A 26,122-nucleotide genomic window follows, 5' to 3' on the forward strand; every position below is an offset into this window, starting at 1 on the left:
CGCGCGGACCCGCGGGCGCGGCCGGGCGGCATCCCCCGGGCGCGTCCGGGACGTCCTGGGCGTCCTGGGCGTCCTGGGCGTCCTGGGCGTCCTGGGCGTCCGGGCTGATTGTCGGTGGACTCACTCCTTCCGGTAACGGTGGCCGCCTCACCGTCACGACTCCCCCCACAACGCGGTTACGTGGGAGCACTCATGGAGCCGGGCCCGGGACCGACGGGCCGCACGAGACAGGTGACGGACATGCGCACTGAGGCCGCCAAGCGGGTCGAGCTGGTCTTCTCCCTCTTCGACGCCAACGGCAACGGAGTCATCGACTCCGGTGACTTCGACCTCATGACGGAACGCGTCCTGGAGGCGGCGGTCGCCTCGGACGCCGACGCGAAGGAGGCCATCCGGACCGCGTTCCGCCGCTACTGGACGACACTGGCCGCCGAACTGGACGCCAACGGCGACGGAGTGATCACCGTCGACGAGTTCCGCCCCTTCGTGCTCGACCCCGAGCGTTTCGGTCCCACGGTCGCCGAGTTCGCCGAGGCGCTCTCCGCACTCGGCGATCCGGACGGGGACGGCCTGATCGAGCGGCCGCTCTTCGTCTCGCTGATGACGGCGATCGGCTTCGAGGAGGCGAACATCCACGCGCTCTTCGACGCCTTCGGCCCGGACGCCGAGGACCGCATCACCGTGGCCACGTGGGCCGCCGGCATCGAGGAGTACTACGCGCCGGACCTGGCCGGGATTCCCGGCGACCGGCTGGTGGGCGCCCCGGCCGTCTGAGGCGGTCCGGTCGCGGGTGTCCCGGGGCGGCGCCGACCGCCCCGGGCCACCGGCGGCCCGGCGGACGTCACGACCCGGCGGACGTCACGACCCGGCCGACGTTACGACCCGGCGGACGTCACGACCCGGCCGACGTCACGACCCGGCCGACGTCACGGCCCGGCCGACGTCACGACCCGGCCGACGTCACGACCCGGGCTTGTGGGCGAAGACCCACCGGTTTCCCTCCAGGGCGTCGTTCGGCTCGGGGAGGGGGCCGCGCCCGTGCCGACGGGTGAAGTCGAAGGGCGTGCGCATCGACGTGGACCAGCCCCTGGCCGTCAGGTGCCCCGCCGAGTCGGGGCGCGGTCCCAGGTCGAAGAGGTCGAGCAGGTCGATGCCGATCTGTTCCCGCGTCGCCGTGTAGATCGCGCTGTCGCGGTACGCCAGCAGGTCCTTCTCCAGCTTGGCCTCGAAGGCCAGGGCACTGCCCCCGGTGGTCAGCCGGTCCACCGTGTCGATGAGGTACGTCTCGGCGCGGCTCGGCAGATAGAAGAGCAGCCCTTCGGCCAGCCAGACGCTCGGCGCGCCCGGGTCGAAGCCGGTGGAGGTCAGAGCGGTGACCCAGTCCGCGCGCAGGTCGACCGGTACGGGGACGCGCTTCGCCCTCGGGGCGGCCGACCGGTCCGTGAGCACCCGCTGTTTGAAGGCCAGCACGCCCGCCCTGTCGATCTCGAAGACCACGCAGTCGGACGGCAGGTCCAGCCGGAAGGCGCGCGTGTCCAACCCCGCTCCCAGCAGCACCACTTGACGGACGCCGTCGTGGACGGCCCCGAGGACGAAGTCGTCGAGGACCCTGGTCCGCAGCCCGAAGTAGCGGGCGAACCTGCCCCACAGCGGGTTGTCGTCCCCCTCCGGGACCTGCGCGACGCGTACCGGCCAGTCCGCGCACGCCGGGGCCGCGCGGACGAAGTGTTCGGCGTGGACGTCCTGGGCCAGGCTGTCGTGGCGGTGGGTCTCGATCGCCCGGGCCGCGGCGACCAGGAGGGCGGTCAGTCCCACACCGCCGTCCACGCCTTCCCCGTCGGCCCGCCGGGCCCCCGTGGCGGCCGCGTCCCCTCCGGTGGCGGGACGGGAGGACTCCTCGGTGGTGAAGGTTTCGCTCATCGGTCTCTTCTTTCCGGCAGCAGGACGGGTTTGACCACGCGGCCGGCGTCGCAGTCGCGTTCGGCCTCGTTGATGTCGGCCAGCGGATAGGTGCGGATCAGCTGGTCGAAGGGGAAGCGGCCGGCCCGCCACAGGCCGGTCAACCGGGGTACCAGCAGTCCGGGCACGGCGTCGCCCTCGCAGATGTGGCGGATGCCGCGGCCCCGGTCGAGCGTGCCCGGTTCGAGCGTCAGCGGCGCGTGGAGGCGCGCCACGAGGCCGAGGGTGCCGGTGGGGCGCAGCGCGTGGAGCGCGTCGTTGACGAGCGGGGCCGAGGCCGTGGTGTCCAGGGCGTACTGGGCTCCGCCGTCGGTGAGTCGGCGGATGCGCTCGGGCAGTCCGTGCGATCCGGCGGGCAGCGGGGTCGCGCCGAACCGTTCGGCCAGGTCCAGCCGCTCGGGATGCCGGTCGACGGCCACGGTCCGCACGCCGGCGGCGGCGGCCGCCATCACGGCGGCCAGGCCCACCGCTCCCGAACCGAGGACCACGAGGGTGTCGCCGGGTCCCGCGGCGAAGGTGTTCAGCACGGCTCCGGCACCGGTGAGGAAGCCGCAGCCGAGCGGACCGAGGAGTTCGAGCGGCAGGTCGGGATCGACCCGGACGGCGTTGCGGGCCGGGACGAGCGCGTAGGCGGCGAAGGAGGACTGGCCGAACCACCGGGGGGCCAGCGCCTTTCCGGCCGCGTCGGTGAGTCGCGGCGGTCCCTCCTCGCGCCCGCCGAAGAGGTTGAGGGCGGCGAACGAGTCGCAGTAGGCGGGGGCGGCGGCTCGGCAGTTCCGGCAGTGTCCGCAGGAGTCGAAGCTCAGGACGACGTGGTCGCCGACGTCGAGCGCGGGGTCGGGGCCGCCGCCCGTCGCCACCACGACCCCGGCGCCCTCGTGGCCGAGGACCGCCGGCAGCGGGCTGCGGCCGGCCGATCGCCGCACCGCGAGGTCGGTCCGGCACATCCCGGCTCCCGCGATCTCGACCAGGACCTCGCCGGGGCCGGGTTCCGCCCGCAGGGTCACCTCCTCGACCGTGAACGGCTCCTCGTACGAGCGCAGTACGGCCGCCGGGAACCTCGTCGTCACGCTTCCCCCTCCCGCGGGCGGTGGACGACGAACGGCCGGAGGTTGCCGTAGAGGCCCCACGGCCCGCCCGCGACGCCGACGCCGCTGTCCTTGGCGCCCGCGAAGGGCTGGGCGAGGGAGAGTTCGGCGTGGTGGTTGATCCAGGCCGTGCCGCATTCGAGCCGGTCGGCCACGGCCTCGGCCCGGTCGAGGTCGGTGCCCCAGACGGAGCCGCCGAGGCCGAAGCCGGTGCCGTTGGCCGCGTCGACGGCCTCGTCGAGGTCCCGGTACGGCAGGACCGGCAGGACCGGTCCGAACTGTTCCTCGGTCACCACCGGGCTGTCGGGCGGGACGTCGGTGAGGACCGTGGGGGCGAAGAAGTAGCCCGCCCCGTCGAGTCGGTGGCCGCCGGCCGCGGCCCGGGCACCGTCCGCCAGGGCCTGCCGCGTGACCTGCTCGACCCGGGCCAGCTGGGGAGCGTTGTTGACCGGACCGATGCGGGTGTCCGGGTCGAGTCCGGATCCGACCGCGACGGTCTTCGCGCGCCGGGCGAGGGCTTCGACGACCTCGGCGTGGAGCCGGGCGGGCGCGTAGACGCGTTTGACCGCCATGCAGACCTGCCCGCAGTTGCGGAACGCGGCCCAGAACAGCCGGTCCGCGATCCGGTCCACGTCGACGTCGTCCAGGAGGACGGCGGCGTCGTTTCCGCCCAGTTCCAGGGTGACCCGGGCGAGCGAGGCCGCCGCGGCCCCGGCGACGGCCCGGCCGGTGGGGACCGAGCCCGTGAAGGTGACGTGGCGGATGTCCGGATGGGCGGCCAGACGGGCGCCGAGGGGTTCGCGGCCCGTGACGACGGTCAGGACGTCCTCGGGCAGGACGGTGGCGAGGACGGAGCCGAGCAGCCGGGTGGCGAGCGGGGTGTGGGGGGACGGTTTGAGGACCACGGTGTTGCCGGCCGCGAGCGCGGGCGCGAACTTCGCCGCCGCGAGCTGGAGCGGGAAGTTCCACGGCACGATCGCTGCGACGGGCCCCACGGGACGCCAGCGGACCTCGCTGTGCACGGGCCGGTCGTCGTCGATCCGGCGGGTCCTGGGAGCCAGGTCGGCGAAGTAGCGCAGCCGGGCCGCCGTACGGGCGATCTCGGCGTACGACTCGGCCAGGGGCTTGCCCTGTTCCCGGGTGAGCAGCCGGGCGAGGTCGGCGCCGGCCGTTTCCACGGCGTCGGCGGCGGCGCGCAGGGCCGCGGTGCGGGCGGCGGGGTCGGAGCGCCAGCCGTGCCAGGCCCGCCGGGCCCGGGCGACCGTCTCGTCCAGCTCGTCCGGCAGCTGGTCGGGGGCCTCGTCGAAGGCCTCCCCGGTGGCCGGGTCGACGACGGCGAGGCGTGCGGCACGACGGCCGGGGACGCGACCGGTTCCTGGTGTCGGCATCCCGGCGGTCAGTTCACGGCCGGGGTGCCGACGGCGTGTTCCCGGGCCTGCCGGTCCATCTCCGCCCGGAAGGCGGCGACCAGATGCGGCTGGATCCTCCCGGCGTTGCGGTCGCCGCCCGCGCAGACCGCTCCCCGCACGCCCACGATGTCCGTGCCGATGCGGGTCAGCGGACCGAGATCGGTCTGCTTGACGCTGCCCGCGAGGGCGGCGAGCAGACCGGAGGCGTGGGCGCGCCGGACGAACTCGGCGCAGGCGTCGGGCGGGACGTGGTCGAAGAGGCGCGTTCCGTCCTTGATCGCGGTGTCCAGCATGGCCGCGTCGGCACCGGCGCGGGCGGCGATGTCGGGCAGGGCGAGCGGGTTGACGCAGCCGACGCGGTGGGCGTCGGCGTAGCCCGAGGCGACGACGAGTGCCTCGGGGCGGTGGTCCTTCACCGCACGGACGACCGCGCGCATGACCTCGACGCCCTGCTCGGGAGTCGTGCAGCCGTACAGGCCGACCTTGATGTACGTGGCGCCGGAGACGACCGCGCCGAGCGCGGCCTGCGCCACCGTACCGGGCTTGTACGGCACGTCCCCCACGGTCGCGGAGACCGGCTTGTCCGCCGGCACCGCGTCGCGTATCTCCCGGATGACCCAGGGGAAGTTGGCGCCCAGCGAGCCCTCGTCGGGCTTCTTGACGTCGACGATGTCGAGGTGTTCCGCGGCCTTCGCACAGTCGAGGGCTTCCTCGACACCGTCCGGGGAGATGAGAAGCAACACCATGGGCTCCTTCCGCCGCATGTCCGCCCGGCCGGGGCCAGGGGTGCGGATCACCTGGTTCACGTGCGGTGGGCCCATCCTTTCCGCCGCCCCGTGGCGGCGGTAGGGCGCGCGGATCTTCCGGGAGGCGCGTGAGGGCACGTGCGTGACGCGATGTGCGCCGGCGCCTGCCGACGCACGCCGGACCTGCCGACCGCTCCCCGTGCGCACTTGTGCGCTCGGGGTCGGCGTGGGGTGCGGAGGAGGGCACCCGTCTCCTCCTCGACGCCCCTGCCCCCAGGCCCCTCGCCGCACTCGACCGCCCGCGGGCACCAGGAGTCACGGCCCTTCCGCTCGGTGACGGCACGTGGCTCGCCCGTGACGGAGGGACCGTGCGGCCCCGGACCACCGCCCGACCCGGATTCCGCCCCCTGGAGGGCCGGACGGCCGCTTCGGGCGCCGGGGTTCCGCGCCGTCGTCCCGGCGGCTTCGGTGGCGGCCCGCGAGGCGAGCAGGCGGAGTCCCTCTTCGGAGGGGGAGCCGGGCTCGGCGGTGTGGACGGTCCTGTGGAGTCCGGGCTCGGCGGCCAGGTCCAGGGCCTCGAAGGCGAGCGTGAGCTCGCCGACCGTGGGGTGGTGGAAGCGCTTGGTGCCGGTGCCGTGGCGGCGGACGTCGTGGGCTCCCCAGCGGGCGCGGAAGCCCTCGCTGCGGGTGGACAGCTCCCCGATCGGATCGTGCAGGCCCTTGTCGTGAGGATCCCGGCCGGCCTCGCGGCGCAGGATGGCCACGGCCATGGCAGCGAGCCGTTCCCCGTCGGGGGAGAAGCGGCGGGAGGCGGGGTCGAGGAACTGGAAGCGGGCCAGGTCGGCCTGGTCGTCGGGGTCGGCGAACGGGTCGGTGGAGAAGGCGCGGGCCGGCGGGTCGGCGGCCAGGACGTCCGTCCGGCCGTTGCTCACGACCGCCGGGACGGCGTCGCGGGCACGGCGTCGTCCCTGCTGGGGCTCGCCCGGTTCGCCTTCGGCGGCCTCGCCGCGTCCCTCGTCGGCCTCGGCGGCGCGGGCACCGCCGTCCTCCTCGGCGTGGTCGCGGTCGCCGCCCCCGGCCTCGCGGCCGCCGTCCACGCCGTGACGATCCGCCGCCGCGCCCCGGGCCCCGGGCGCGAGACCGCCCGGGGCCGGCCGCGCGACCGGGTGACCGCACACCTCTGACCGGCCGGTTCCTCGCGGGGCGGGTACGCAGGAGGCGAACACCGGCCTGTCCGGCACCGCCGACGTCCGCGGCGGCCCGCAGACCCCCGGCACGGCGTACGCCTGGTGAGCGCGCACCGCGACCCCCGGTCCCCGGCGGAGGCGGGGCCCGGCGGCCCGCGGTCGCCCGGAACGGCGCCACGGTGCCCCGGCGCCGCGCCGTGGCCCCCGCCCCGTTTGCCGACGCCTCCGGCGGGTCACCTGTGACGACGTCGGGGGTACGCGCGAGGGAGTACGCGATGGCCGGAGCCGGACCGAACGAGTACCGCGTCGACGCGGTCGACGTGCACGCCTTCGAGGTGCCCACCGACGGCCCCGGCGGCAGGGAGCAGGACGGCACCCTGGAATGGGACTCCACGACGATGGTCCTGGTCCGGGTGCACGCCGGTGACAGGACCGGCCTCGGCTACACCTACGGAGACGTGTCGGTCGCCTCCTTCGTCACCTCGCAGCTCGCGCCGCTCCTCGAGGGGCGGGGAGTCCTGGCGCCGCCGGCCCTGTGGCACCGCATGGGGGCGCACATCCGCAACGCCGGCCGGCCCGGTGTCGGCGCCATGGCGCGCTCGGCGGTCGACGTGGCGCTGTGGGACCTCAAGGCCCGGCTGCTCGGCCTGCCGCTGGTGCACCTGCTGCCCGCCCATCACGACCGGGTCCCGGTGTACGGCAGCGGCGGCTTCACGAACTACCCGCTCGACCGGCTCGCCGAGCAGCTCGCCGGATGGGTGGACCGGGGCATCCCGCGGCTCAAGCTGAAGACCTCGCGCGAGCCCGAACGCGATCCTCGGCGCCTGACGGCCGTGCGCGAGGCGATCGGCGACGGGGTGGAGCTCTTCACCGACGCCAACGGCGCGCTCTCCCGCAAGGAGGCCCTGTACTGGGCACGCAGGTTCCACGAGGAGTGGGACGTGCGCTGGTTCGAGGAGCCCGTCAGCTCGGCCGACCTCGAAGGGCTGCGTCTGCTGCGCGACCGGGGCCCGGAACGGCTGGAGATCGCCGCCGGCGAGTACGCCTTCACCTCGCAGGACTTCGTCAACCTCGTGGAGCCCCCCGCCGTGGACTGTCTGCAGGCCGACGTGACCCGCTGCGGCGGCATCACCGGCCTCCTGGAGATCGCCGGTCTGGCGGCGGCCCGGCACCTCGACCTGTCCGCCCACTGCGCCCCGGCGGTCTCCGCCCACGCGTTCTGCGCCGTGCGCCGGCTGCGGCACCTGGAGTACTTCCACGACCACACGCGGGTCGAAGAACTGCTGTTCGACGGCACCCCGTCGCCCGTCGGCGGTGTTCTGCGGCCCGACCCCGCCCGCCCCGGCCTGGGCCTGGACGTCAAGTGGGCCGACGCCGAGCGCTTCCGCGTGTACGGGGCGCGCCCCGTCGGCCAGGACGCGCGCGGGGAGAAGTGAAACGCGCTGAGGAGCGGCACCTCGGCCGCCCGGGGCCGGAGGCACCCGCCGGCCGGCCCGGTGACCGCGGCGAGGACCGGCGCGTCGGTCACCCGCGCGGCCCCGCCCTCGGGGCGTCGCCGACGGCGGGAGGCCAGGATGGAACGGTGCCGGGACCCCGTCGGTCGCTCGGCGGGCCGGTGCGGGCCGGCTCCACCGGACCACGCGCGCCGGAACCCCGCGTGCCCGGTGCCCCACCCGACGGAACAGAGGGAGTGCGCATGGCCGAGACGCAGACGGGCGGCGGCATCACGCCGCCCGTCCCCAGCCGCGACGGCGTCCAGCGCTCCGGGCACACGGCGCCGCGGTCCGCGGGCCTTCCCGACCTGCGGCGCGTGGGCGCGCACCCGGACCACTGGTACCCGGTCGCGCTGTCGAGGAAGGTGCGCCGGGGGCGGGCGTACGCGACCGCGTTCGCCGGCGAGCGCATCGCGCTCTACCGCGGTGAGAGCGGCGCCGTACACGCCCTGGAGGACCGGTGCGCGCACCGGCAGGTCCCCCTGAGCATGGGCGTGGTGGAGGGCGAGACGCTCCGCTGCTGCTACCACGCCTGGGCCTACCGCGGTGACGGCCGCATCTCCCAGATCCCCTATCTCTCCAAGGGGGACGGCCGGCCGCCGCGCGGGGTGCGCGGCTACCCCGTCCGCGAGGCGTACGGTCTGGTCTTCGTCTTCCCCGGTGACCCGGAGAAGGCCGCGGGGACCGCGTTCCCCGAACTGCCGGCCCACGGTTCGCCGAAGTACCGGACCATGACCTTCTCCCGGACCGTGCGGTGCCACTACTCCTTCATGCACGAGAACCTGCTCGACATGAACCACCAGTTCCTCCACCGGGGCGTCGTGGGCAGGCTGCACCCGGAGCTCCTGGGCCACCGGGCCGACGGGCGGACGGTGGAGGCCCGGTACCTGTTCACGCACACCGGAGGGAAGCGGAACCGCAGCGCGGGCCTGTTGGCCGGTGAGGGCATCGGCGGTTCGGCCTCCAGCGATGTCATGACCATCCGCACGCAGTACCCGTACCAGACGCTCGACCTGGTTCCGGAGAGGGCCGACCACCCCGCCTTCCGGCTCTGGGCGGCGTACGTGCCCGAGGACGCCGAGCAGCGCACGTGCCGTACCTACGGCCTGCTCATGATCGAGAAGCCCGGGATCCCCGCCGCCCTCCATGTGGCCTGGCCGTTCATCCGCCGTTTCGCCGAGCGCGTCTTCGCCGAGGACCGGATGGCCGTCGAAGCGGAGCAGAGGGCCTGGGACGAGCAGGGCGAGGACCGCAACCACGAGGTCTTCCCGGTGATCCTGGACGTCCGCGAGGTGCTGCGCGCCAACGGCGTCCCCCTGCGGCCCCCGGCCGCCCCCTGCGACCCCGCCGGCTGCGACGGCGCACCCGCCGGTCACCCCCGCGACGGCGGGGAAGGCGACGCCTCCCGGGACCCGAGTCCCTCACCCGCCCGGCCGGGCGGGTGAGACCGCGCGTCCACGGTGGTGCCGCTCGGATCGGTCCTCCCCCGCGTCGGCCTTCGGGGTGACGGGGCCGGTGCATGATGACGGAGCTGGAGTGCTGCGCCGCAGACGATCCTCGGTTCGACGGGCTGAGGATGCGGCTCGTGAACGCGATCCGTTCCCCTGTCGCCGACGAGGAGGACAACCTCTTCCCCCGGCTGTGCCGGGCGTGCCCCGCGGTCGTGCTGAACGAATCGGGCGACAAGGTGCGGCAGGCCGAGAAGACGGCGCCGCCCCGTCCCCACCCCTCCCGACCCGTCCCCACCCCTCCGCCCCCGGCACGCCTCCGGCCGACAAGCTCCTCGCTCCCGGCACGGCCCCCGTCGACCGGCTGCGGGACGCCATGACCGGGCGCGGCGAGGGCTGGGGCGCCCGGGGGCGTTCCGTCGATCAGGCCGGTGCCCGCCCGAGCGGGCCGGTGGGGGCGGTGCGAACGGCCGGTCCCGGGCGGACACCGCGGGGGCTCGGGCGCCGCTTGGCCGGAGGATCCCGGGGTAGACGCAGGTCTCCGAAAGGCGGAGGTGTCGGATGGAGTTTCCGAACGACCGGATCGCGCGGCCCTGGGGCGGACGAACCGCCTACGGCTCCGGCGGGACGTGGCCGGCCCGGGTGGACACGCATCTCGCCGAGGGCGTCACGACGGCCGATGTCGAGCAGTGGGTGCAGTCCGCGTCGGTGCTGCATTCGAACGGGGACGCGATGGACATCGCGGTGCGGAACGGCCGCATCGTCGGCGTCCGGGGACGTGCGGCGGACCGGGTGAACCGGGGCCGGCTGGGGCCCAAGGACCTCTTCGGCTGGCAGGCCAACCATGCCGCCGACCGGCTGCGCGCCCCCTTGGTCCGGGAGGGCGGCCGTCTGGTCGAGTGCGACTGGGACACGGCCATGGGCCGCGTGGTGCACCACTCCCGCGAGCTCCTCTCCGCCCGTGGGCCGGGAGCGATCGGCTTCTACACCACCGGGCAGCTGTTCCTGGAGGAGTACTACACCCTGGCCGTCCTGGCCCGCGCCGGGATCGGCACCAACCACCTCGACGGCAACACCCGTCTGTGCACCTCCACCGCGGCCGAGGCGCTGAAGGAGTCGTTCGGCTGCGACGGCCAGCCCGGCTCGTACGCGGACGTCGACCACGCGGACGCCCTCGCCCTGTTCGGCCACAACATGGCCGAGACGCAGCCGGTGCTGTGGATGCGGGTGCTGGACCGGCTGGAGGGCGAGGACCCGCCGCGGCTGCTGTGCGTGGACCCCCGCCCCACCGTGGTGGCCCGGCACGCCGACGTGCACCTGGCGCCCCGCCTCGGAACCAACGTCGCCCTGCTCAACGCGCTCCTGCACGAGATCGTCCGGACCGACCGGATCGACCACGACTTCGTGGAGTCGCACACGGTGGGCTTCGAGGAACTCCGCGAGCAGGTCGCGGAGTGCACTCCCGCGTGGGCCTCGAAGATCTGCGACGTGCCCGCCGCGGCCATCGGCCGGGCCGCGGAGCTGCTGGGCGGTGCCGAGCGGCTCCTGTCCACGGTGCTGCAGGGCGTCTACCAGTCGCACCAGGCCACGGCGGCCGCCGTCCAGGTCAACAACCTGCACCTGGTCCGCGGGATGCTGGGCCGGCCGGGCTGCGGCGTGCTGCAGATGAACGGCCAGCCGACCGCCCAGAACACCCGCGAGACCGGCGCCAACGGCGACCTGCCGGGTTTCCGCAACTGGCAGAACGACCAGCACGTCGCCGAACTGGCCCGGATCTGGAACGTCGACCCGTCGGCCATCCCCCACTACGCCCCGCCGACCCCGGCGATGCAGATCTTCCGCTACGCCGAACAGGGTTCGGTGCGCATGCTGTGGATCAGCGGCACCAATCCGGCCGTGTCCCTGCCGGAACTCGCCCGCATCCGCGGCATCCTCGGGCAGGAGCGCCTCTTCACGGTCGTCCAGGACCTCTTCCTCACGGAGACCGCGCAGCTGGCCGACGTGGTCCTGCCGGCCGCGACGTGGGGGGAGAAGACCGGCACGTTCACCAACGCCGACCGCACCGTCCACCTCTCGGAGAAGGCGGTCGAACCGCCCGGGGCGAGCCGCCCCGACCTGGACGTCTTCCTGGACTACGCACGGCGCATGGACTTCCGCGACCGCGACGGCGGGCCGTTGATCACGTGGAGCACGCCCGAGGAGGCGTTCGAGGCGTGGAAACGCTGCAGCGCCGGCCGGCCGTGCGACTACACGGGTCTGACGTACGAGAGGCTGCGGGGCGGCAGCGGCATCCAGTGGCCCTGCAACGAGGACGCCCCCGACGGCACCGAACGCCTCTACACCGAGGGCATCAGCTGGGCGCATCCCGACGTCTGCGAGAGCTACGGCAAGGACCTGGTCACCGGCGCGCCCGTGGAAGTGGTCGAGTACCGGTCGCTCAACCCCGACGGCAAGGCGGTCGTCAAGGCCGCCGAGTACCTCCCGCCGCACGAGGACACCAGCGAGGAGTACCCCCTCCAGCTGACCACCGGCCGCACCCTCTACCACTTCCACACCCGCACCAAGACCGGCCGGGTGCCGCAGCTCGACGCCGCGGCCCCGGAGGTGTGGGCGGAGCTGAGCCCCGCCGAGGCCGCCGCGCGGGACCTCCGCGAGGGGGACCTCGCCCGGATCACCACGCCGCGGGGGTCGCTGCAGGCCCGCGTCCGGATCACCGACATCCGCGACGGGCTCGTCTTCGTGCCCTTCCACTACGGCTACTGGGACACCCCCGGGGGCCATGGACCGGCCTCGCCGTCCGAAGGCAGGGCCGCCAACGAGACGACGATCACCGACTGGGACCCGGCTTCCAAGCAGCCCCTGTTCAAGACGGCCGCGGCCCGCGTCGAACGCGTCGCGCGCGGTGACGGCACACCGGCTCCCGCCCCGACCAACACCGCCTCCGCGCCGTCCGCGCCGGACGGTGTCCCGGCCACCGCCGGAGGACCGCGGGCCCACGCGACGGAGGAACGGCCATGAGCGGCGTCGCCCTCACCCTGCGTGCGCTCCACCACGGCGAGCGCCACCTGGAGCAGGAGCTCGTGGCCGTCGCGGACCGCCACCGCACGGACCACGAGGTCCACCACGTCGCCACCGATCTCGCCCGCTGGTCCGACGAGCACGCCGACCGCATCGCGGACGCGGCCCGGGCCCACGGGCTCGACCTGAAGGGCGGCACGGAGGAGGAGCCGGGCGAAGGCCTGCTCTCCGCGGTGCGGGAGAAGACCGCCGAACCGCCGGGGCATCCACCGGAGCCCGGTCTCCTCCTCCTGCGCGACCTGCGCTCCCTCCACCTGGCGGCGGCCGAGAACTCCCTGTACTGGGAGATGCTCGCCCAGTACGCCCAGGCGGCGAAGGACGACCGGCTCCTGGCCCTGTCCTCCGCGTGCCACCCGCGGACGCTGCGGCAGATGCGCTGGACCAACGCCATGATCAAGGCGCTCTCACCGCAGATCCTCACCGCTCTCCGAACCCACGGGGACCGGGGCGCTTCGGGCCGGGCCCTGGTCGACTAGTCGACGGGCGGCGCGCTTCCGGCCAGTACCAGGAGCGCGGCGTCGAGGCCGGCCATGGCCAGGACGGCGACAAAAGGCACGCGTCCGCGCATCAGGGCGGGCGGCCCGGCCACCGCCAGGACGCAGAGCGCGAGGGTCACGCCGATCAGGCCCGCCCCGGCCGGCGACACCCGGCCCGTCGGGCCCGCCGTCAGCATCACGCAGGAGGCGAGGGTCAGGACCGCGGCCGACGCCGTGGACCCGCGCCGGCCCATTCTCTGCGGGAGCCCGCGCACCCCGCCCACGAGGTCGTCCTCGATGTCCGGCAGGACGTTGGCGAAGTGGGCACCGGTCCCCAGGAGCGCCGCCGCGACGGTCAGCCACAGGGGCGGCCAGGGGCGCCCCGGAAGGGCCAGCGTCAGGAACGCGGGCAGCAGCCCGAAGGCGACGGCGTACGGCAGCCAGGAGAGGACCGTCCGTTTGAGCCACAGGTTGTACGTCCATCCCGCGGCGACGCAGCCGAGGTGCACCGCGCCGGCCAGGAGGCCGCACCCGAGCGACAGGGGGACGCAGACCAGCAGGGCCGCGCAGGCCGCCGCGCCCACCGCGCCCGGCCGTGCGGCCCCCGTGGCCAGGGGCTTGTCACGTCGTCCGGCGGTCCGGTCGCGCCGCAGGTCCAGCCGGTCGTTGCACCAGCCGATCGACAACTGGCCCGCGGCGACCGCGGCCACCGCGCCGGCCGCCGGGGCGACGTCCAGTCCGGACGCGGCGGCCAGCAGCGCCGCGAGGACCGTCACCGTCGCCGCCGGCACCGGGTGACTCGCCCTCAGCAGACCGACGACGAAACGGCGTTCCGTCGTGCCGGGAACAGCCGGGGCGGCGAGGCGGTGGGGTCCTTCGTCCGTGGTGGGGCGCACCGCACCACGCTAGGCGACGGCGCGCCCACGACCGCCGGGTTGAGGGTGTCGGCGCCCCACCGTCCCTATGTTGGAGCAATGACGCGCGTCCTCGCGGTGAGCACGGTTTTCCCCCCGCACCGCTACATGCAGCACGAGATCACCGAAGACCTCGTCTCCGGCCTGCCGCCCGGGCCCGAGAGGGAACTCGTGCGCCGACTGCACGCGGCGGCCGGCGTGGAGAGCCGTCATCTCGCCCTGCCCCTCGACCGTTACCGCGATCTCGGTGCCTTCGGCGAGACCAACCGCCTCTTCGTCGAACTGGCCACCGCGCTGGGCTCCGAAGCCGCCACACGGGTCCTCCAGGACGCCGGCGTCCGCCCGGAGGACGTCGACCTGGTCGTCTCGACGACCGTGACCGGCATCGCGACGCCTTCCCTGGAGGCACGCGTCGCGGCACGGGTCGGTCTGCGGCCCGACGTCAGGCGCACGCCCCTGTTCGGGCTCGGGTGCTCCGCGGGAGCCGCCGGTCTGGCCCGCGTCCACGACTTCCTCGACGGCCGGCCGGGCGGCACCGCGCTCCTCCTCTCCACCGAGCTGTGCTCGCTCACCCTGCAGCGCGCCGACACGTCGATGGCGAACCTGGTGGCGGGCGGTCTGTTCGGGGACGGAGCCGCCGCCCTCGTGGCCGTCGGCGGCGACCACTCCCCCACGTCCTCGCGTACGACATCGCGGGCGTCCGCCTCCTCGCGCACGGCACCGCAGCCGTCCGGGTCCTCCGTGCCGAGCGTCGTGGCGGCGCGCAGCCGCCTGTACCCCGGGACCGAGCACCTGTTGGGGTGGGACGTCGGCGACTGGGGCTTCCGCATGGTCCTCGGGCCGGAACTCCCCGCACTCGTCGGGCTGCACGTCACCGAGGAGGTGGAGTCCTTCCTCGCCGCGCACGACCTCAAGCCCGGGGACGTGGGGGCGTGGATCTGCCACCCCGGCGGCCCGAAGGTCCTGGACGCGCTCGCCGAAGGGCTCGGTCTGCCGGGTTCGGCCCTCGCGGCGAGCCGCCGCGCCCTGGCCGCCCACGGCAACCTGTCCTCCGCGTCGGTGCTGCAGGTCCTGAAGGACGTGCAGGCCCACCGGCCGCCGCCCGGGACGATCGGCCTGATGCTCGCCTTCGGGCCCGGCTTCTCGTCCGAACTCGTCCTCCTGGCCTGGTGAGTCCGTCGTGGCCCTGATGCCGTACACCGTGCTGGTCCTGCTGGTCGTCGCCGAACGCTTCGTGGAACTCGCCGTGGCGCGGCGCAACGGTGCCTGGAGCCGGGCCCGGGGCGCCCGCGAGTACGGCGCCGGGCACTACCCGGTCATGGTCGCCCTGCACGCGGCGCTCCTCCTCGGCTGTCTCGTCGAGCCCTGGGCGGCCGACCGGCCCTTCCTGCCGCTGCTCGGCTGGCCCGCGCTCGCCCTCACGCTGGCCGCCCAAGCCCTGCGGTGGTGGTGCATCGGCACGCTGGGGCCCCGCTGGCACACCCGGGTGCTGATCGTCCCCGAGCTCCCGCTCGTCGCCTCCGGTCCCTACCGTCGCTTCCGGCACCCCAACTACGTCGCGGTCGTCGTCGAGGGCGCGGCCCTGCCCCTGGTGCACACCGCCTGGCTGACCGCGCTGGGCTTCTCGCTCCTGAACGCGGCCCTGCTCACCGTCCGCGTCCGCTGCGAGGACACCGCGCTGGCGCCGTCGCACGCCCTCTCCTCCCCCGGTGCCGCGTCGTGATCGACCTCCTCGTCGTCGGCGGCGGACCGGCGGGCCTGGCCACCGCGATCCACGGAGCGCGGCGGGGCTTCGACGTCGTGGTCGCCGAGCCGCGGCCGGCGCCGATCGACAAGGCCTGCGGGGAGGGGCTGATGCCCTCGGCGGCGCACGCTCTGAGAGCCCTCGACGTGCGGGTGCCCGGCCCGCCCCTTCGAGGCATCCGCTATGTCGACGCCACCGGCGGCCGGAGCGCCGAGGCCCGGTTCCGCGCCGGGCCCGGTCTCGGCGTGCGCCGGACCGTGCTGCACGAGGCACTCGCCGCCCGGGCCGCCCAGCTCGGCGTTCCGGTCGTCCCCCACCGCGTCCGCCGGGTGACCCAGTCCGAGGCGTGCGTGACCGCCGACGGGATCACCGCCCGCTATCTCGTGGCGGCCGACGGACTGCACTCGCCCACCCGGCGCGCGCTGGGCCTGACCGTACGGCCGGCCGCCGGCCGGCGGCGCACGCCCCGGTACGGACTGCGGCGCCACTACGCCGTCGAGCCGTGGACCGACCTGGTCGAGGTGCACTGGTCAGCCGACTGCGAGGCGTACGTCACTCCCCTCGGGCCGCGGCAGATCGGCGTCGCGATCCTCACCTCACGCCAACTGCCCTTCGACGACCAGCTGGCCCGTTTCCCCCGCCTGGCCGCCCGCCTGCGCACCGCCGACAGGACACCGGTCAGGGGCGCCGGGCCGCTCCGTCAGCAGGCCCGTTCCCGGGTGGCCGGCCGCGTGCTGTTCGTCGGCGACGCCGCCGGGTACGTCGACGCGCTGACCGGTGAGGGCCTCACCCTCGCCCTGACGGCGGCGGACGCCCTCGTGCGCTGCCTCCGCGAGGACCGCCCGCAGGCCTACGAACCCGCCTGGTGCCGCTTGTCCCGCAGCTACCGCCTCCTGACGAAGTCCCTGCTCTGGGCCCGGAACCAGCCACCCCTGGCCCCCCTGATCGTGCCGGCGGCCGACCGGTTCCCCGGCCTGTTCCGGAGCGCCGTGAACCTGCTCGCCTGACCGTCGCCGTCAGCGCACCGGGCGGGGAGCGCCGGGCGCCGCACCGGCCCTGCGACCTCCCGTCCGCGCCGGGGGCCGCGGCACGATCGCCCCGGCAGCGGCACGGCCTGCCGACCGTGTGAGCCGCGTGACCGGAAAGCCGTTGGCGGGTCGTCCCGGGAGTCTTGTATGGTTCCTCGCGAATCATCCAGAGGGGTGGAGGGACCGGCCCTACGAAGCCCCGGCAACTCCCCGTCGTCTCGGCGCTCCACGTTCGCGTCGCACCGTCGGGTCCAGTGCCAACTCCGGCCCGCGCCAACGTGGCGCGGGAAAAGATGAGGAGACACGGTGCTCTCTGTGCTGCCTTCCGCCCGGGCTCTGTCCACGCCGGGCCTTTCCCGTGCCCGTCTCGTGGCCGCCGCGGTGTGTCGACCGACCCGTTCGGCCCTTCACCGCTGACCACACCTGCCCTCCCCCGGGCGAGGTCTCCGCGCGTCATGACGCGCGGACGAGACGGGAGTACCCCTTTTTCGTGAACGCATCCGACATTTCCAGCGGCGTGGGTGTCCTCGACAAGGCCGCGGTGATCCTCGGCGCGCTGGCGTCGGGCCCGGCCACCCTGGCCGAGCTGGTCGCCGCCACCGGCCTGGCGCGGCCCACGGCCCACCGGCTCGCCACCGCGCTCGAACGCCACCGCATGGTCGCCCGGGACCTGCGGGGTCGCTTCGTCCTCGGTCCTCGACTCGCCGAACTCTCGGCCGTCGCGGGCGAGGACTGCCTGCTGGTCGCGGCCGGCCCGGTCCTCACCTCGCTCCGGGACACCACCGGCGAGAGCACGCAGCTCTACCGCCGCCAGGGCGAGGTGCGCGTCTGCGTCGCCGCCGCCGAACGGGCCGCCGGCCTGCGCGACATCGTGCCCGTCGGCTCCGCGCTCCCCATGAAGGTGGGCTCCGCCGCCCAGGTCCTGCTCGCCTGGGAGGACCCCGAGCGCTACCACCACGGTCTGCAGGGGGCTCGCTTCACGGCCACCGCCCTCAGCGGCGTACGGCGGCGGGGCTGGGCCCAGTCGATCGGTGAACGCGAACCCGGGATGGCCTCCGTCTCGGCGCCGGTGCGTGACCCGGCCCACCGTGTCGTGGCCGCCCTCACGGTCACCGGCCCGATCCAGCGCCTCACCCGCCATCCCGGCGCCCGGCTCGCGAAGGCCGCCGTCGACGCGGCCGACCGCCTCACCGACGCCATGCGTCACTCCTGATCGTGGCGCCGTCGGCGGGAGGTGGAGGTGACGGGGGGAGTACGTGCCGACAGCGGCCCTCCGCGCCCGGCACGGTGCCGGCCGTGACGGCGGTGGGCCACGGCGTCACCGGGCCGGGACCTGCTGGGTGGGGTTCACCGACCGGATCGTGGACGTGGCACTCCCGTCGAGGACGGTCGCGTCACCGGGCGGGCCGTCCGGGGGCCGTGAACTCATCGGCGGAACCGCGCTGCCCGACGGCGTCCGCCGACGGCCCGGTCCCGCGTGTTCCGTGCGGGGAGCGGGGCGGCCCGTCGGTGGACGCTCGCCTCACCGCGAGGCCGTGACCACGGCGAACCGGTCCAGCGCACCGGCCTTGGCCTGGGCGACGAGGTCGGCGAACTGTTCCTCGCTCATCTGCACCTGCTGGCCGAAGTCGTCGGTGAGACGGACGCGCCTGTCCTCGGGTGCGTCCGCGTCGACGAAGAGCTGCGGGCATCCGCAGTCGCACTTTCCGCAGAAGGTCGCGATCGGTTCGGGAGTCGTGTCGGGCATGTGGGCCACCTCGCCCCTTCGGTCTTGGGGATTCGCGGTCGTTCCGGCACGTCGATGCTGCCCAGTCGGCCGTCGCGCCCAAACCGACCCGACGGGTGTCGAACGGGCACTCGGCGTACGCGTGTTGACGTACGTGTGTTGACGCCGCGGCAGACGAGCCGTGCCTCTCCGGGCCGAGGCGCCTCGGGGACGGGAGCGTGGCCTGGAGTGCGACGGTGCCGTCATACAGCATTGGGCAGGCAGCGCGGCTGCTCGGAGTGAGTTCGGAGACCGTTCCCAGCTCGTCGTCCCGTCCGACCGCTGCGGCGCCCGCTACGTCAGCGCGGTCACCGGGATCCGGATCGGCGCCCACCGTCCTCCCGGCACCTTTCCGTCCGAGGGCTGAGACCGCCGGACAGGTCCGGTCGTCCCTTCCTCCAAGCCACCTCTCATCCGCGATGGAGGGTCCTACGTGTTTGTTGCAGATGACAGGAACAGGGCCCTACCGTGTCGCATATGCAGTCCTACACCATCGGGCAGGCCGCCCGTCTCCTCGGCGTGAGCCCGGACACCGCCCGGCGCTGGGCGGACGCGGGCCGGGTCGCGACCCACCGCGACGAGAGCGGCCGGCGCGTCATCGACGGCAAGTCGCTCGCGGCGTTCTCCGTGGAGATCGCACAGGGCGACGACGAGGACGTGTCGTACACGACGGCACGCAACGCGTTCCCGGGCATCGTCACGGCGATCAGGCTCGGTGACATCGCGGCCCAGGTCACCGTCCAGGCCGGGCCGCACCGGCTGGTCTCCCTCCTCACCCGTGAGGCCGTGGAGGAGCTGGGACTGGAAGTCGGCATGCGGGCCACCGCCCGCGTGAAGTCGACCAGCGTGCACATCGACCGCACCTGATCCCCCGACCCCCCACGCACCGCCGACACGTCTCGGCCGCCCCCGCGGCCGGCCTCCCACCGCACCTTCCGACCGTCCCCAGGAGACCAGACCCCATGTCCCTCGCCCTCACTCCCGCCGGACGCCGTACGGCCGCCGCCGTCCTCACCGCAGCCCTGCTGGTGCCGCTCGCGGCCTGCTCGTCGAGCGACGGCGCCGAGAAGGACACCGGCGGCTCGGCGGGCTCCGGCTCGAGCTCCGCGCCGCAGGCGAACCTGACCGTCCTCGCGGCCGCGTCCCTGACGGACGTGTTCAAGACGGCCGGTGCCGCCTACGAGAAGGCGCACCCGGGCACGAAGCTCACCTTCTCCTTCGCCGGCTCGCAGGAGCTCGTCGCCCAGGTCGCCCAGGGCTCTCCCGCCGACGTGCTGGTCACGGCCGACACCAAGAGCATGGACAAGGTCAGGGCCGACACGGGCACCCCGACGGTCATCGCGAAGAACCGGCTCGTCATCGCCACCGGCAAGGGCAACCCCTTCAAGATCGACGAGCTGAAGGACCTCGGGGACACCAGGCTCAAGGTCGTCCTCGCCGCCCCCGAGGTACCGGCCGGCAAGTACAGCAAGAAGATCCTCGACGCCCAGAAGATCACCGTGAAGCCGGTCTCCCAGGAGCCGAACGTCCGCGCGGTGCTCAGCAAGGTCGAGCTGGGCGAGGCCGACGCGGGGCTCGTCTACAAGACCGACGCCGAGAGCGCCAGGGACGCGGTCGACGCCGTCGAGGTCCCCGACGCTCAGAACGCCGTCGCGCAGTATCCGGCCGCTACGCTCAAGGACTCCGAGAACACCCGGGCCGCCACCGCGTTCGTCGCCTGGCTCTCCTCCCCGGAGGGCCAGAAGATCCTCCAGGACGCCGGCTTCCAGAAGCCGTGACCGTCAGGGAGCACCCAGATCGCGAGGGGCTGTCCGTACCGGGGGACGGACAGCCCCTCGCCCTCCCCACGCCCTCACGTCTTCGGGACCATCGATGAAACGAGCAGGCGCACGCGCCTCCGGCGCCCGTCCGCCCCTCACCCTGGCGCTGCCCGCGCTGGCGGCCGTGGCGTTCCTGACCCTCCCGCTGGTCGGCGTCCTCGCGCGGACCGAGTGGAGCGAACTCGCCGGCCACCTGAGCTCACCCGGCACGGTCCAGGCGCTGAAGCTCTCGCTCCTGGTCTCCTTCTGGGCGCTCGGCCTCTCCCTCCTGCTCGGGGTGCCGCTGGCCTGGTTCCTCGCCCGGGTGTCCTTCCCCGGCAAGGCCCTCGTCCGCTCGCTGGTGCTGCTGCCGATGGTGCTGCCGCCGACCGTCGGCGGTGTGGCGCTGCTGCTCGCCTTCGGGCGGCGGGGGCTCCTCGGGCCGTGGCTGGAGTCGACGTTCGGCGTCACGCTGCCGTTCCACACCTCGGGTGCCGTCCTCGCGGCGACGTTCGTGGCCATGCCGTTCCTGGTCATCAGCCTGGAGGGCGCGCTCGGCGGGCTGCGGCCGCGGTACGAGGAGACGGCGGCCTCGCTCGGCGCCCCGCCGGTCCGGGTCTTCTTCACCGTCACCCTGCCCATGGTCGCGCCCGGCGTCCTCGCCGGCGCCGCCCTGACCTGGGCGCGGGCGCTGGGTGAGTTCGGCGCCACGATCACCTTCGCCGGCAACCTGCCCGGCACCACCCAGACTCTCCCCCTCCAGGTCTACCTGCTCCTCCAGGACGAACCGGAAGCGGCGACTTCCGTATCGCTGCTGCTGCTCGCCGTCGCCATGGCCGTACTCGTCGCCCTGCGCGGACGGTGGACCGGCGCCCCGGCCGACCGCGTCCGCCGTGTCACCACCGCCCCCGGTGCCGAACCCGATCCCGGGGAAGGTCCCCCGTCCGTCCCTCCCGAGGCGAAGGAGTCCGGGGAGCGCTGGGCGCTGCACGCCGAGGTCACCGGTTTCACCCGGCTCACCCTCGACGCCGGACCGGGCACCACCATCGCCGTCGTGGGCCCCAACGGCGCCGGCAAGACCACCCTGCTCCGGGCCCTCCTCGGCCTCACGCCCCGCGCCCACGCCCGCCTCACCCTCGGCGCCGTCGACGTCACCGGCCTGCCCCCGCACCGCCGCCGGGTCGCCTGGGTGCCGCAGGACGGCGCCCTCTTCCCCCACATGTCGGCACTCGCCAACACCGCCTACGGCCTCCGCGCCCAAGGCGTCCCCCGCGCCGGGGCCCGCCGTGAAGCACAGGCATGGCTCGACCGCCTCGGCGTCGGGCACCTGGGGCACAGGAAGCCGTCCCAACTCTCCGGCGGCCAGGCCCAACGCGTCGCCCTGGCCCGGGCCCTCGCCGCCCGCCCCCGGCTGCTCGTCCTCGACGAACCGCTCGCCGCCCTCGACCAGACCACCCGCGCCCACGTACGCCACACCCTGCGCACCCACCTCGCGCGCTTCGGCGGCGTCTGCCTCATCGTCACCCACGACCCCGTAGAGGCCGTCTCCCTCGCCGACCGCGTCCTCGTCCTCGACGACGGCCGCGCCCTCCAGGACGACAGTCCCGCCGAGGTGGCCCGCCACCCCCGCTCGCCGTGGGTCGCCCGGATGCTCGGCCGCAACGCCTGGCCCGGAACCACCACCGCGGAAGGCCTCGCGCTCGACGGCGGCGGCACCCTGGTCGCGGCCGATCCGCCGCCCCCCGGCGTCCCCGCGCTCGCGATCGTCGCCCCCGAAGCCGTGTCCGTCCACCGCGAGAAGCCGGCCGGCAGCCCCCGTAACGTCTGGCCCGGAACCGTACGCGAGATCACCACCAGCGGCAGCCGCCTCCGCGTCCTGATCACCTCCGGCACCGCACCCGACCTCGTCGCCGAGGTCACCCCGCAGGCCGCCGCCGAACTGGGCCTCGCCGACGGGGTGTCCGTCTGGACCAGCGTCAAGGCGACCGAGACGACGGTCATCACCCTCTGATCCGACCGGGACGGAACGGGGAGCACACGGCGGAGAAGGACGCCTCCACGGTGCGGGGCCGGCTGCGTGGCATCGAGGTGTTCGCCCGCCCCGCCCGGCTTCGTGCCGCGCGGGAGGCTCCCGGCCGAGCCGTCGGAACCCTTCCTCGCGCGGCCGGGCGAGGCCGGCCTCCGGTACGGGCCGTGGGGTGGTGGCCGAACCCCGGCTTCCGGGCCGCGGTGACAGGCGCACGGCCGGGGTGTCGGACCGCTGACGTATTCTTCCCGCCACCGCACGCCGACTGGGAGGACCAAGAGAATTGACCGGCCTGTCCGCTTTCCCGCTGCCTTTTCAGGCTTCCCGTTCCCTGCCGTTCGCGACGCCCCGAACACTGCGGGAACTCCAGATGATGCGGTGCAGCTCGCACATCCGGGCGAAGCCGGGGTGGTTCGACAAGAGGAACGATGCCGACGTCGTCGCCAGGTGGACGCGGGAAGCGGTCGCCCAGGGCCTCACCGAAGCGCAGGTCCGTTACGTGCTCGCCGAGCTCGCGCATTACGCGGCGCTGCGGGACGGACGGACCGGCGTCGAGGTGTCCGCCGTCGACGGGGTGTGGCAGTCGGACACGCTGATCGACGACAAGCTCAGGTCCCGGCTGCGCGAGGCGGTCCGGGTTCTGGAGGAGGTCCCCGAAGCAGAGCGGGACTGGCATCCCGGCTCCGGCGGCCAGGTGCTGGATCTGGTTCACCCCTCCCTGTTCTGCCTGGTGAGAGAGGTGAGCGGCGCGCCCGAGCGGGCGTGGCAGAACCCGACGAACCCCTACTCGAAGTACGAGTTCTCGGAGAGGTTCCAGTGGCTGCCCACGGACGTCGACGTCCGTGACGACGGCGAGGTCGTCTTCCGTTCGTACGTCAACAACGTCCATCCCGAGACGCATCACGAACTCGTCTCCGTCCTGCCGGACCTGTTCGCGCGCATGCGCCCGCTGCTGGAGAACGTGCTCACCGATCTGCGCCATCCGCGGCCCCTGCGGATCGAGGCCGATCCCTACGGGTGGTACGACTCGGAGCCGGTGTGCCCGGACAGGTCCTCCTCCAGCGATGACGAGGCCCATGCCGAAGCCCTCCGCGCGTGGGAACGGGCCCAGGACGACTGGTGGGAGAACCGTCGCCCGGTGGTCCCGGACGCCCCGGTCTTCACCCCGCCCGAGGTGCCCGACGAGTCCGCCCGGGTCGATCTGCGCGGTCGCCGTCTCCAGGTCGTCGTGAAGCTCGCCACTCTTCACCTCACACCGGAGAAGCCCGAGTACGCGGGTGGCTCCTGGCACGTCGAGGGGATGCTGAACGAGCGGATCGTCTCGACCGGCATCTACTACTGGGACAGCGAGAACGTCACCGAGAGCCGGCTGGGTTTCCGGGCGGCGCTCGACGACCCGGAGTACGAGCAGAACGACGACAACGGTGTGCGCGAGGTCTACGGCCTGGAGAACGAAGAGGCGTTGAGCCAGGTGCTGGGATCGGCGGCGACCCCGGCGGGCCGCTGCCTGGCGTTCCCGAACGTCCTGCAGCACCGCGTCGGCCCGTTCCGCCTCGCGGATCCCACTCGCCCGGGACACCGCAAGATCCTCGCGTTCTTCCTGGTCGACCCGTCGGAGAAGATCGTCTCGACCTCCGACGTGCCACCGCAGCAACCGTGGTCCGAGACCTCGACCATGACGCTCGAGCAGGCCGAGGAGTACCGCGAGCAACTGATGCGGGAGCGCAAGTTCTTCGTCGACGAACACAACGAGCAGCTGTACGAGCGGGAGTTCTCCCTCTGCGAGCACTGACCCCCTTCGCGTCCGAAGGGGGTCGGGCCCGGAGTGCGCGGCCGGCCCGGCCCGGGGCTGGTTCCCCGGGCCGGGCCGGTTCCCGTCGGCCTTCGGGTCAGTTGCAGTCGTCGGCGAGCATGCCCTCGCGCAGGCGGTTCAGCGTGCGCGAGAGCAGCCGGGAGACGTGCATCTGGGAGCAGCCCAGCCGTTCCCCGATCTGGGCCTGGGTGAGTTCTTCGACGAACCGCAGGTGGATGATCCGCCGGTCGCGCTCGTCGAGGCCTTCGATGAGCGGGGCGAGGGCGTGGAAGTCCTCCACCAGTTCCATGGCGGGGTCCTCGCTGCCGATGTAGTCGGCCAGGGAGGCGTCCCCGTTCTCCTCCTCGCCGCTCAGCGCGGCGTCGAGCGAGGAGGAGTTGTAGCCGTTGGAGGCCAGGCGCGCCTCGGTGACCTCCTCCTCCGTGAGGCTCATCAGTTCGGCCAGCTCCTTGACCGTCGGCATCCGGCCCAGGCGCGTGCTCAGCTCTTCGGTCGCCTTGGCCAGTTCCACCCGCGCCTCCTGCAGGCGGCGGGGCACGTGGACCGCCCAGGAGGTGTCCCGGAAGAACCGCTTGATCTCGCCGACGATGTAGGGGACGGCGAACGTGGTGAACTCGACCTCCCGGGAGAGCTCGAAGCGGTCGATCGCCTTGATCAGGCCGATCATGCCGACCTGGACGATGTCCTCCATCTCGTCGCCGCGGTGACGGAACCGCCCGGCCGCGTAGCGGACCAGGCTCATGTTCATCTCGATGAGGGTGTTGCGCGCGTACTGGTACTCGTGGGTCCCCTCCTCCAGCACCGTGAGCTGCTGGAAGAAGACCTTCGACAGGGCTCGGGCGTCCTTCGGCGCGACCGCCAGCGGGTCCGGGACCGCCGGAAGTGCCCCCGTCCCGACCTCAATACCCGTGGCCGACATCGTGGTGACCGTCACACCTATCCCCTCTCGTCCTCGTCCCGAACCCGGATTCGTGGCCCGATGGCAGCCGCCTACCCCGACCTTGAAACTCCATTCCCATGTTTTTCGAGAAATCTTCGTGCCGGGCGTGAGGAGCCGTCAGCCGCCGTCTCCGCAGTCCCCGTTGCGGCCTCTCCGGTCCGCGTCCGGGCCGGGTCCGGTCGTCCGCTTCCGGGTTCTCGCGCCGGGGCCGGGGCAGACGGAACGGGTAGCGTGACCGAGCGAAGGAGAGACATGGCGCGGGATCCCTCACTGAGAGCCGTCGGATGGGCGCGGACGCTGCCCGTCAGCAGCGGCGTGAAGACGGCGCGGGACTGGACGCGTGAGCACCTGGCGGCCCTCGGCTGGGACCGTACGGCGCCGGACCTGGTGGACTCCGTCGTCCTGGCCGTCTCCGAGCTGGTCACCAACGCCCACGTCCACGCCCACAGCGACGCCCAGCTCATCCTGACGTGGGACGAGGAGTGCCTGCACGTGACCGTGCACGACGCGTCGTCCCACGTGCCCGAGCAGCGCCGTCCCGACGAGGGCTCCCTCGGCGGGCGCGGCCTGCTCCTGATCGACGCCCTCGCCGACGACTGGCAGGCCCGTCCCTGCCCCCGGGGCAAGGACGTCACCGCCTGCTTCCGGCCGGCCTCGCCCGACCGGCCTTCCTGAGGTCTCGCCGGTGTGACGGCCGCCCCCGCGCGCCACTGTCCGGGGAGGCGGACGGCGTACGTCAGCGCCTGAGGGAGGCGAGCAACGGCTGCCAGTCGATGTGCTGTTCCTCCGTGCCCCGCGGGACCAGGACGAAGGTCTCGCGGGCGAAGCGGGTGAGCTCCTCCTGGTCGCACCGGACCGTCGCGCGGTCTCCGGGCCGGCCGAGCCTCAGGAGGAGGCCGCCGTCGGGGACGGGGCGGAGGTGGACTTCTCCCGTGCCGGCGGGGGCGTGCGATCCGGCGAGGACCATCTCCCGGTCCAGGCACCACACGACGGGGCTGGGGTCCACGAGGTGGAAGGCGATACTCAGGGCGTGGGGGTCGCGGGAGGAGTAGCCGACGGTGGTGTCGATCCGGACCGCGGCGTCCGGGGTGAGCAGTTCCATGGCCATGTGTCGCGTGAGGGCGCGCGGTGCGGGAAGCGGCGCGACGGGCTGGAGCATGGGGCCTCTCCTTCGAGGGCATGGCGAGCGGGTGCGGTGTCCGCATGACC

Annotated in this window: 22 protein-coding genes, 2 pseudogenes and 1 riboswitch; of the genes and pseudogenes, 15 read left to right on the plus strand and 9 right to left on the minus strand. The window is 73.9% G+C overall.

Annotated features, from left to right (window positions below; translation table 11 throughout):
* The first annotated feature begins 240 nt into the window (after nucleotides 1-240).
* Nucleotides 241-774, plus strand: a complete 534-nt coding sequence (locus IE180_RS19560) for an EF-hand domain-containing protein (RefSeq protein ID WP_190158176.1) — start codon at nucleotides 241-243, stop codon at nucleotides 772-774.
* 186 nt (nucleotides 775-960) lie between these two features.
* On the opposite strand, the gene IE180_RS19565 is transcribed toward IE180_RS19560, so the two are convergent.
* From IE180_RS19565 to IE180_RS36550, 5 genes and pseudogenes are all read right to left on the minus strand, one after another.
* Complete coding sequence (locus tag IE180_RS19565; RefSeq protein ID WP_190158177.1) at nucleotides 961-1,920, minus strand: class I SAM-dependent methyltransferase; 960 nt, start codon at nucleotides 1,918-1,920, stop codon at nucleotides 961-963.
* Nucleotides 1,917-3,029, minus strand: coding sequence for an NAD(P)-dependent alcohol dehydrogenase (locus tag IE180_RS19570; protein ID WP_190158178.1), 1,113 nt, complete (start codon nucleotides 3,027-3,029; stop codon nucleotides 1,917-1,919). The genes IE180_RS19565 and IE180_RS19570 overlap by 4 nt, the downstream gene beginning before the upstream one ends.
* A complete protein-coding gene (locus IE180_RS19575) occupies nucleotides 3,026-4,435 on the minus strand; it encodes an aldehyde dehydrogenase family protein (RefSeq protein WP_190158179.1) in 1,410 nt (469 codons plus the stop codon). Before IE180_RS19575 ends, IE180_RS19570 begins: the two co-directional genes overlap by 4 nt.
* Nucleotides 4,436-4,443: 8 nt before the next feature.
* A complete protein-coding gene (locus tag IE180_RS19580; RefSeq protein WP_190158284.1) occupies nucleotides 4,444-5,199 on the minus strand; it encodes a (5-formylfuran-3-yl)methyl phosphate synthase in 756 nt (251 codons plus the stop codon).
* 443 nt (nucleotides 5,200-5,642) lie between these two features.
* Nucleotides 5,643-6,239, minus strand: a pseudogene (locus IE180_RS36550) (MmyB family transcriptional regulator); the annotation flags it as partial.
* Nucleotides 6,240-6,664: 425 nt separating this feature from the next.
* Between IE180_RS36550 and IE180_RS19590 the strand changes: the two are divergent.
* From IE180_RS19590 to IE180_RS19605, 5 genes and pseudogenes are all read left to right on the plus strand, one after another.
* Nucleotides 6,665-7,825, plus strand: coding sequence for an enolase C-terminal domain-like protein (locus IE180_RS19590; RefSeq protein WP_190158181.1), 1,161 nt, complete (start codon nucleotides 6,665-6,667; stop codon nucleotides 7,823-7,825).
* A 260-nt stretch (nucleotides 7,826-8,085) separates the two neighbouring features.
* Nucleotides 8,086-9,327, plus strand: a complete 1,242-nt coding sequence (locus tag IE180_RS19595; protein ID WP_190158182.1) for a Rieske 2Fe-2S domain-containing protein — start codon at nucleotides 8,086-8,088, stop codon at nucleotides 9,325-9,327.
* Between the two features lie 74 nt (nucleotides 9,328-9,401).
* Nucleotides 9,402-9,724, plus strand: a pseudogene (locus IE180_RS37535) (hemerythrin domain-containing protein); the annotation flags it as partial.
* Between the two features lie 167 nt (nucleotides 9,725-9,891).
* Nucleotides 9,892-12,348, plus strand: coding sequence for a molybdopterin oxidoreductase family protein (locus IE180_RS19600; protein WP_190158183.1), 2,457 nt, complete (start codon nucleotides 9,892-9,894; stop codon nucleotides 12,346-12,348).
* Complete coding sequence (locus IE180_RS19605) at nucleotides 12,345-12,884, plus strand: hypothetical protein (protein ID WP_190158184.1); 540 nt, start codon at nucleotides 12,345-12,347, stop codon at nucleotides 12,882-12,884. Before IE180_RS19600 ends, IE180_RS19605 begins: the two co-directional genes overlap by 4 nt.
* Here IE180_RS19605 and IE180_RS19610 read toward each other — a convergent pair.
* Nucleotides 12,881-13,780: a UbiA family prenyltransferase gene (locus tag IE180_RS19610; protein WP_190158185.1), complete on the minus strand. Its 900-nt coding sequence runs from the start codon at nucleotides 13,778-13,780 to the stop codon at nucleotides 12,881-12,883. The genes IE180_RS19605 and IE180_RS19610 overlap by 4 nt on opposite strands.
* 78 nt (nucleotides 13,781-13,858) lie before the next feature.
* Here IE180_RS19610 and IE180_RS19615 point away from each other — a divergent pair, with 78 nt between their 5' ends.
* The 4 genes from IE180_RS19615 (at nucleotide 13,859) to IE180_RS19630 (ending at nucleotide 17,783) form a co-directional block, all read left to right on the plus strand.
* Nucleotides 13,859-14,971, plus strand: a complete 1,113-nt coding sequence (locus tag IE180_RS19615; RefSeq protein ID WP_190158186.1) for a type III polyketide synthase — start codon at nucleotides 13,859-13,861, stop codon at nucleotides 14,969-14,971.
* Nucleotides 14,972-14,987: 16 nt separating this feature from the next.
* Nucleotides 14,988-15,521 (plus strand): isoprenylcysteine carboxyl methyltransferase family protein, encoded by a 534-nt coding sequence (locus tag IE180_RS19620; RefSeq protein WP_373302799.1) that lies wholly within the window; start codon nucleotides 14,988-14,990, stop codon nucleotides 15,519-15,521.
* Complete coding sequence (locus IE180_RS19625; protein WP_190158187.1) at nucleotides 15,518-16,549, plus strand: NAD(P)/FAD-dependent oxidoreductase; 1,032 nt, start codon at nucleotides 15,518-15,520, stop codon at nucleotides 16,547-16,549. Before IE180_RS19620 ends, IE180_RS19625 begins: the two co-directional genes overlap by 4 nt.
* 180 nt (nucleotides 16,550-16,729) lie before the next feature.
* Nucleotides 16,730-16,870: riboswitch (SAM riboswitch) on the plus strand.
* A 190-nt stretch (nucleotides 16,871-17,060) separates the two neighbouring features.
* Complete coding sequence (locus IE180_RS19630; protein ID WP_190158188.1) at nucleotides 17,061-17,783, plus strand: IclR family transcriptional regulator; 723 nt, start codon at nucleotides 17,061-17,063, stop codon at nucleotides 17,781-17,783.
* A gap of 309 nt (nucleotides 17,784-18,092) precedes the next feature.
* On the opposite strand, the gene IE180_RS19635 is transcribed toward IE180_RS19630, so the two are convergent.
* Nucleotides 18,093-18,317 (minus strand): hypothetical protein, encoded by a 225-nt coding sequence (locus IE180_RS19635; RefSeq protein ID WP_190158189.1) that lies wholly within the window; start codon nucleotides 18,315-18,317, stop codon nucleotides 18,093-18,095.
* A 495-nt stretch (nucleotides 18,318-18,812) separates the two neighbouring features.
* Here IE180_RS19635 and IE180_RS19640 point away from each other — a divergent pair, with 495 nt between their 5' ends.
* The 4 genes from IE180_RS19640 (at nucleotide 18,813) to IE180_RS19655 (ending at nucleotide 23,952) form a co-directional block, all read left to right on the plus strand.
* Nucleotides 18,813-19,202: a TOBE domain-containing protein gene (locus IE180_RS19640; RefSeq protein ID WP_190158190.1), complete on the plus strand. Its 390-nt coding sequence runs from the start codon at nucleotides 18,813-18,815 to the stop codon at nucleotides 19,200-19,202.
* A gap of 95 nt (nucleotides 19,203-19,297) precedes the next feature.
* Nucleotides 19,298-20,113, plus strand: a complete 816-nt coding sequence (modA, locus tag IE180_RS19645) for a molybdate ABC transporter substrate-binding protein (protein WP_190158191.1) — start codon at nucleotides 19,298-19,300, stop codon at nucleotides 20,111-20,113.
* 94 nt (nucleotides 20,114-20,207) lie between these two features.
* Complete coding sequence (locus IE180_RS19650) at nucleotides 20,208-22,145, plus strand: ABC transporter permease (RefSeq protein ID WP_190158192.1); 1,938 nt, start codon at nucleotides 20,208-20,210, stop codon at nucleotides 22,143-22,145.
* Nucleotides 22,146-22,443: 298 nt separating this feature from the next.
* Nucleotides 22,444-23,952 carry a DUF4246 domain-containing protein gene (locus IE180_RS19655; RefSeq protein WP_190158193.1) on the plus strand — a complete coding sequence of 503 codons (1,509 nt, stop codon included), beginning with the start codon at nucleotides 22,444-22,446 and terminating at the stop codon, nucleotides 23,950-23,952.
* Nucleotides 23,953-24,049: 97 nt separating this feature from the next.
* Here the strand turns inward: IE180_RS19655 and IE180_RS19660 are convergent, their stop codons facing one another.
* Nucleotides 24,050-24,907 (minus strand): RNA polymerase sigma factor SigF, encoded by an 858-nt coding sequence (locus IE180_RS19660; RefSeq protein WP_229860635.1) that lies wholly within the window; start codon nucleotides 24,905-24,907, stop codon nucleotides 24,050-24,052.
* A 258-nt stretch (nucleotides 24,908-25,165) separates the two neighbouring features.
* Between IE180_RS19660 and IE180_RS19665 the strand changes: the two genes are divergently transcribed.
* Nucleotides 25,166-25,588, plus strand: a complete 423-nt coding sequence (locus IE180_RS19665; protein WP_190158194.1) for an ATP-binding protein — start codon at nucleotides 25,166-25,168, stop codon at nucleotides 25,586-25,588.
* A gap of 61 nt (nucleotides 25,589-25,649) precedes the next feature.
* On the opposite strand, the gene IE180_RS19670 is transcribed toward IE180_RS19665, so the two are convergent.
* Nucleotides 25,650-26,072 (minus strand): SsgA family sporulation/cell division regulator, encoded by a 423-nt coding sequence (locus IE180_RS19670; RefSeq protein ID WP_190158195.1) that lies wholly within the window; start codon nucleotides 26,070-26,072, stop codon nucleotides 25,650-25,652.
* Between the last annotated feature and the right edge of the window lie 50 nt (nucleotides 26,073-26,122).

Origin of the sequence: Streptomyces litmocidini (assembly GCF_014649755.1) — a bacterium.
Taxonomy (GTDB): domain Bacteria; phylum Actinomycetota; class Actinomycetes; order Streptomycetales; family Streptomycetaceae; genus Streptomyces; species Streptomyces litmocidini.

Bases quoted from the DNA above. Each gene is read 5' to 3' on its own strand.
- IE180_RS19640 (WP_190158190.1), top strand. From the start codon at position 18,813: ATGCAGTCCTACACCATCGGGCAGGCCGCCCGTCTCCTCGGCGTGAGC.
- IE180_RS19565 (WP_190158177.1), bottom strand. From the start codon at position 1,920: ATGAGCGAAACCTTCACCACCGAGGAGTCCTCCCGTCCCGCCACCGGA.
- IE180_RS19615 (WP_190158186.1), top strand. From the start codon at position 13,859: ATGACGCGCGTCCTCGCGGTGAGCACGGTTTTCCCCCCGCACCGCTAC.
- IE180_RS19560 (WP_190158176.1), top strand. From the start codon at position 241: ATGCGCACTGAGGCCGCCAAGCGGGTCGAGCTGGTCTTCTCCCTCTTC.
- IE180_RS19620 (WP_373302799.1), top strand. From the start codon at position 14,988: ATGCCGTACACCGTGCTGGTCCTGCTGGTCGTCGCCGAACGCTTCGTG.
- IE180_RS19605 (WP_190158184.1), top strand. From the start codon at position 12,345: ATGAGCGGCGTCGCCCTCACCCTGCGTGCGCTCCACCACGGCGAGCGC.
- IE180_RS19600 (WP_190158183.1), top strand. From the start codon at position 9,892: ATGGAGTTTCCGAACGACCGGATCGCGCGGCCCTGGGGCGGACGAACC.
- IE180_RS19575 (WP_190158179.1), bottom strand. From the start codon at position 4,435: ATGCCGACACCAGGAACCGGTCGCGTCCCCGGCCGTCGTGCCGCACGC.
- IE180_RS19595 (WP_190158182.1), top strand. From the start codon at position 8,086: ATGGCCGAGACGCAGACGGGCGGCGGCATCACGCCGCCCGTCCCCAGC.
- IE180_RS19670 (WP_190158195.1), bottom strand. From the start codon at position 26,072: ATGCTCCAGCCCGTCGCGCCGCTTCCCGCACCGCGCGCCCTCACGCGA.
- modA (WP_190158191.1), top strand. From the start codon at position 19,298: ATGTCCCTCGCCCTCACTCCCGCCGGACGCCGTACGGCCGCCGCCGTC.
- IE180_RS19590 (WP_190158181.1), top strand. From the start codon at position 6,665: ATGGCCGGAGCCGGACCGAACGAGTACCGCGTCGACGCGGTCGACGTG.
- IE180_RS19650 (WP_190158192.1), top strand. From the start codon at position 20,208: ATGAAACGAGCAGGCGCACGCGCCTCCGGCGCCCGTCCGCCCCTCACC.
- IE180_RS19665 (WP_190158194.1), top strand. From the start codon at position 25,166: ATGGCGCGGGATCCCTCACTGAGAGCCGTCGGATGGGCGCGGACGCTG.
- IE180_RS19635 (WP_190158189.1), bottom strand. From the start codon at position 18,317: ATGCCCGACACGACTCCCGAACCGATCGCGACCTTCTGCGGAAAGTGC.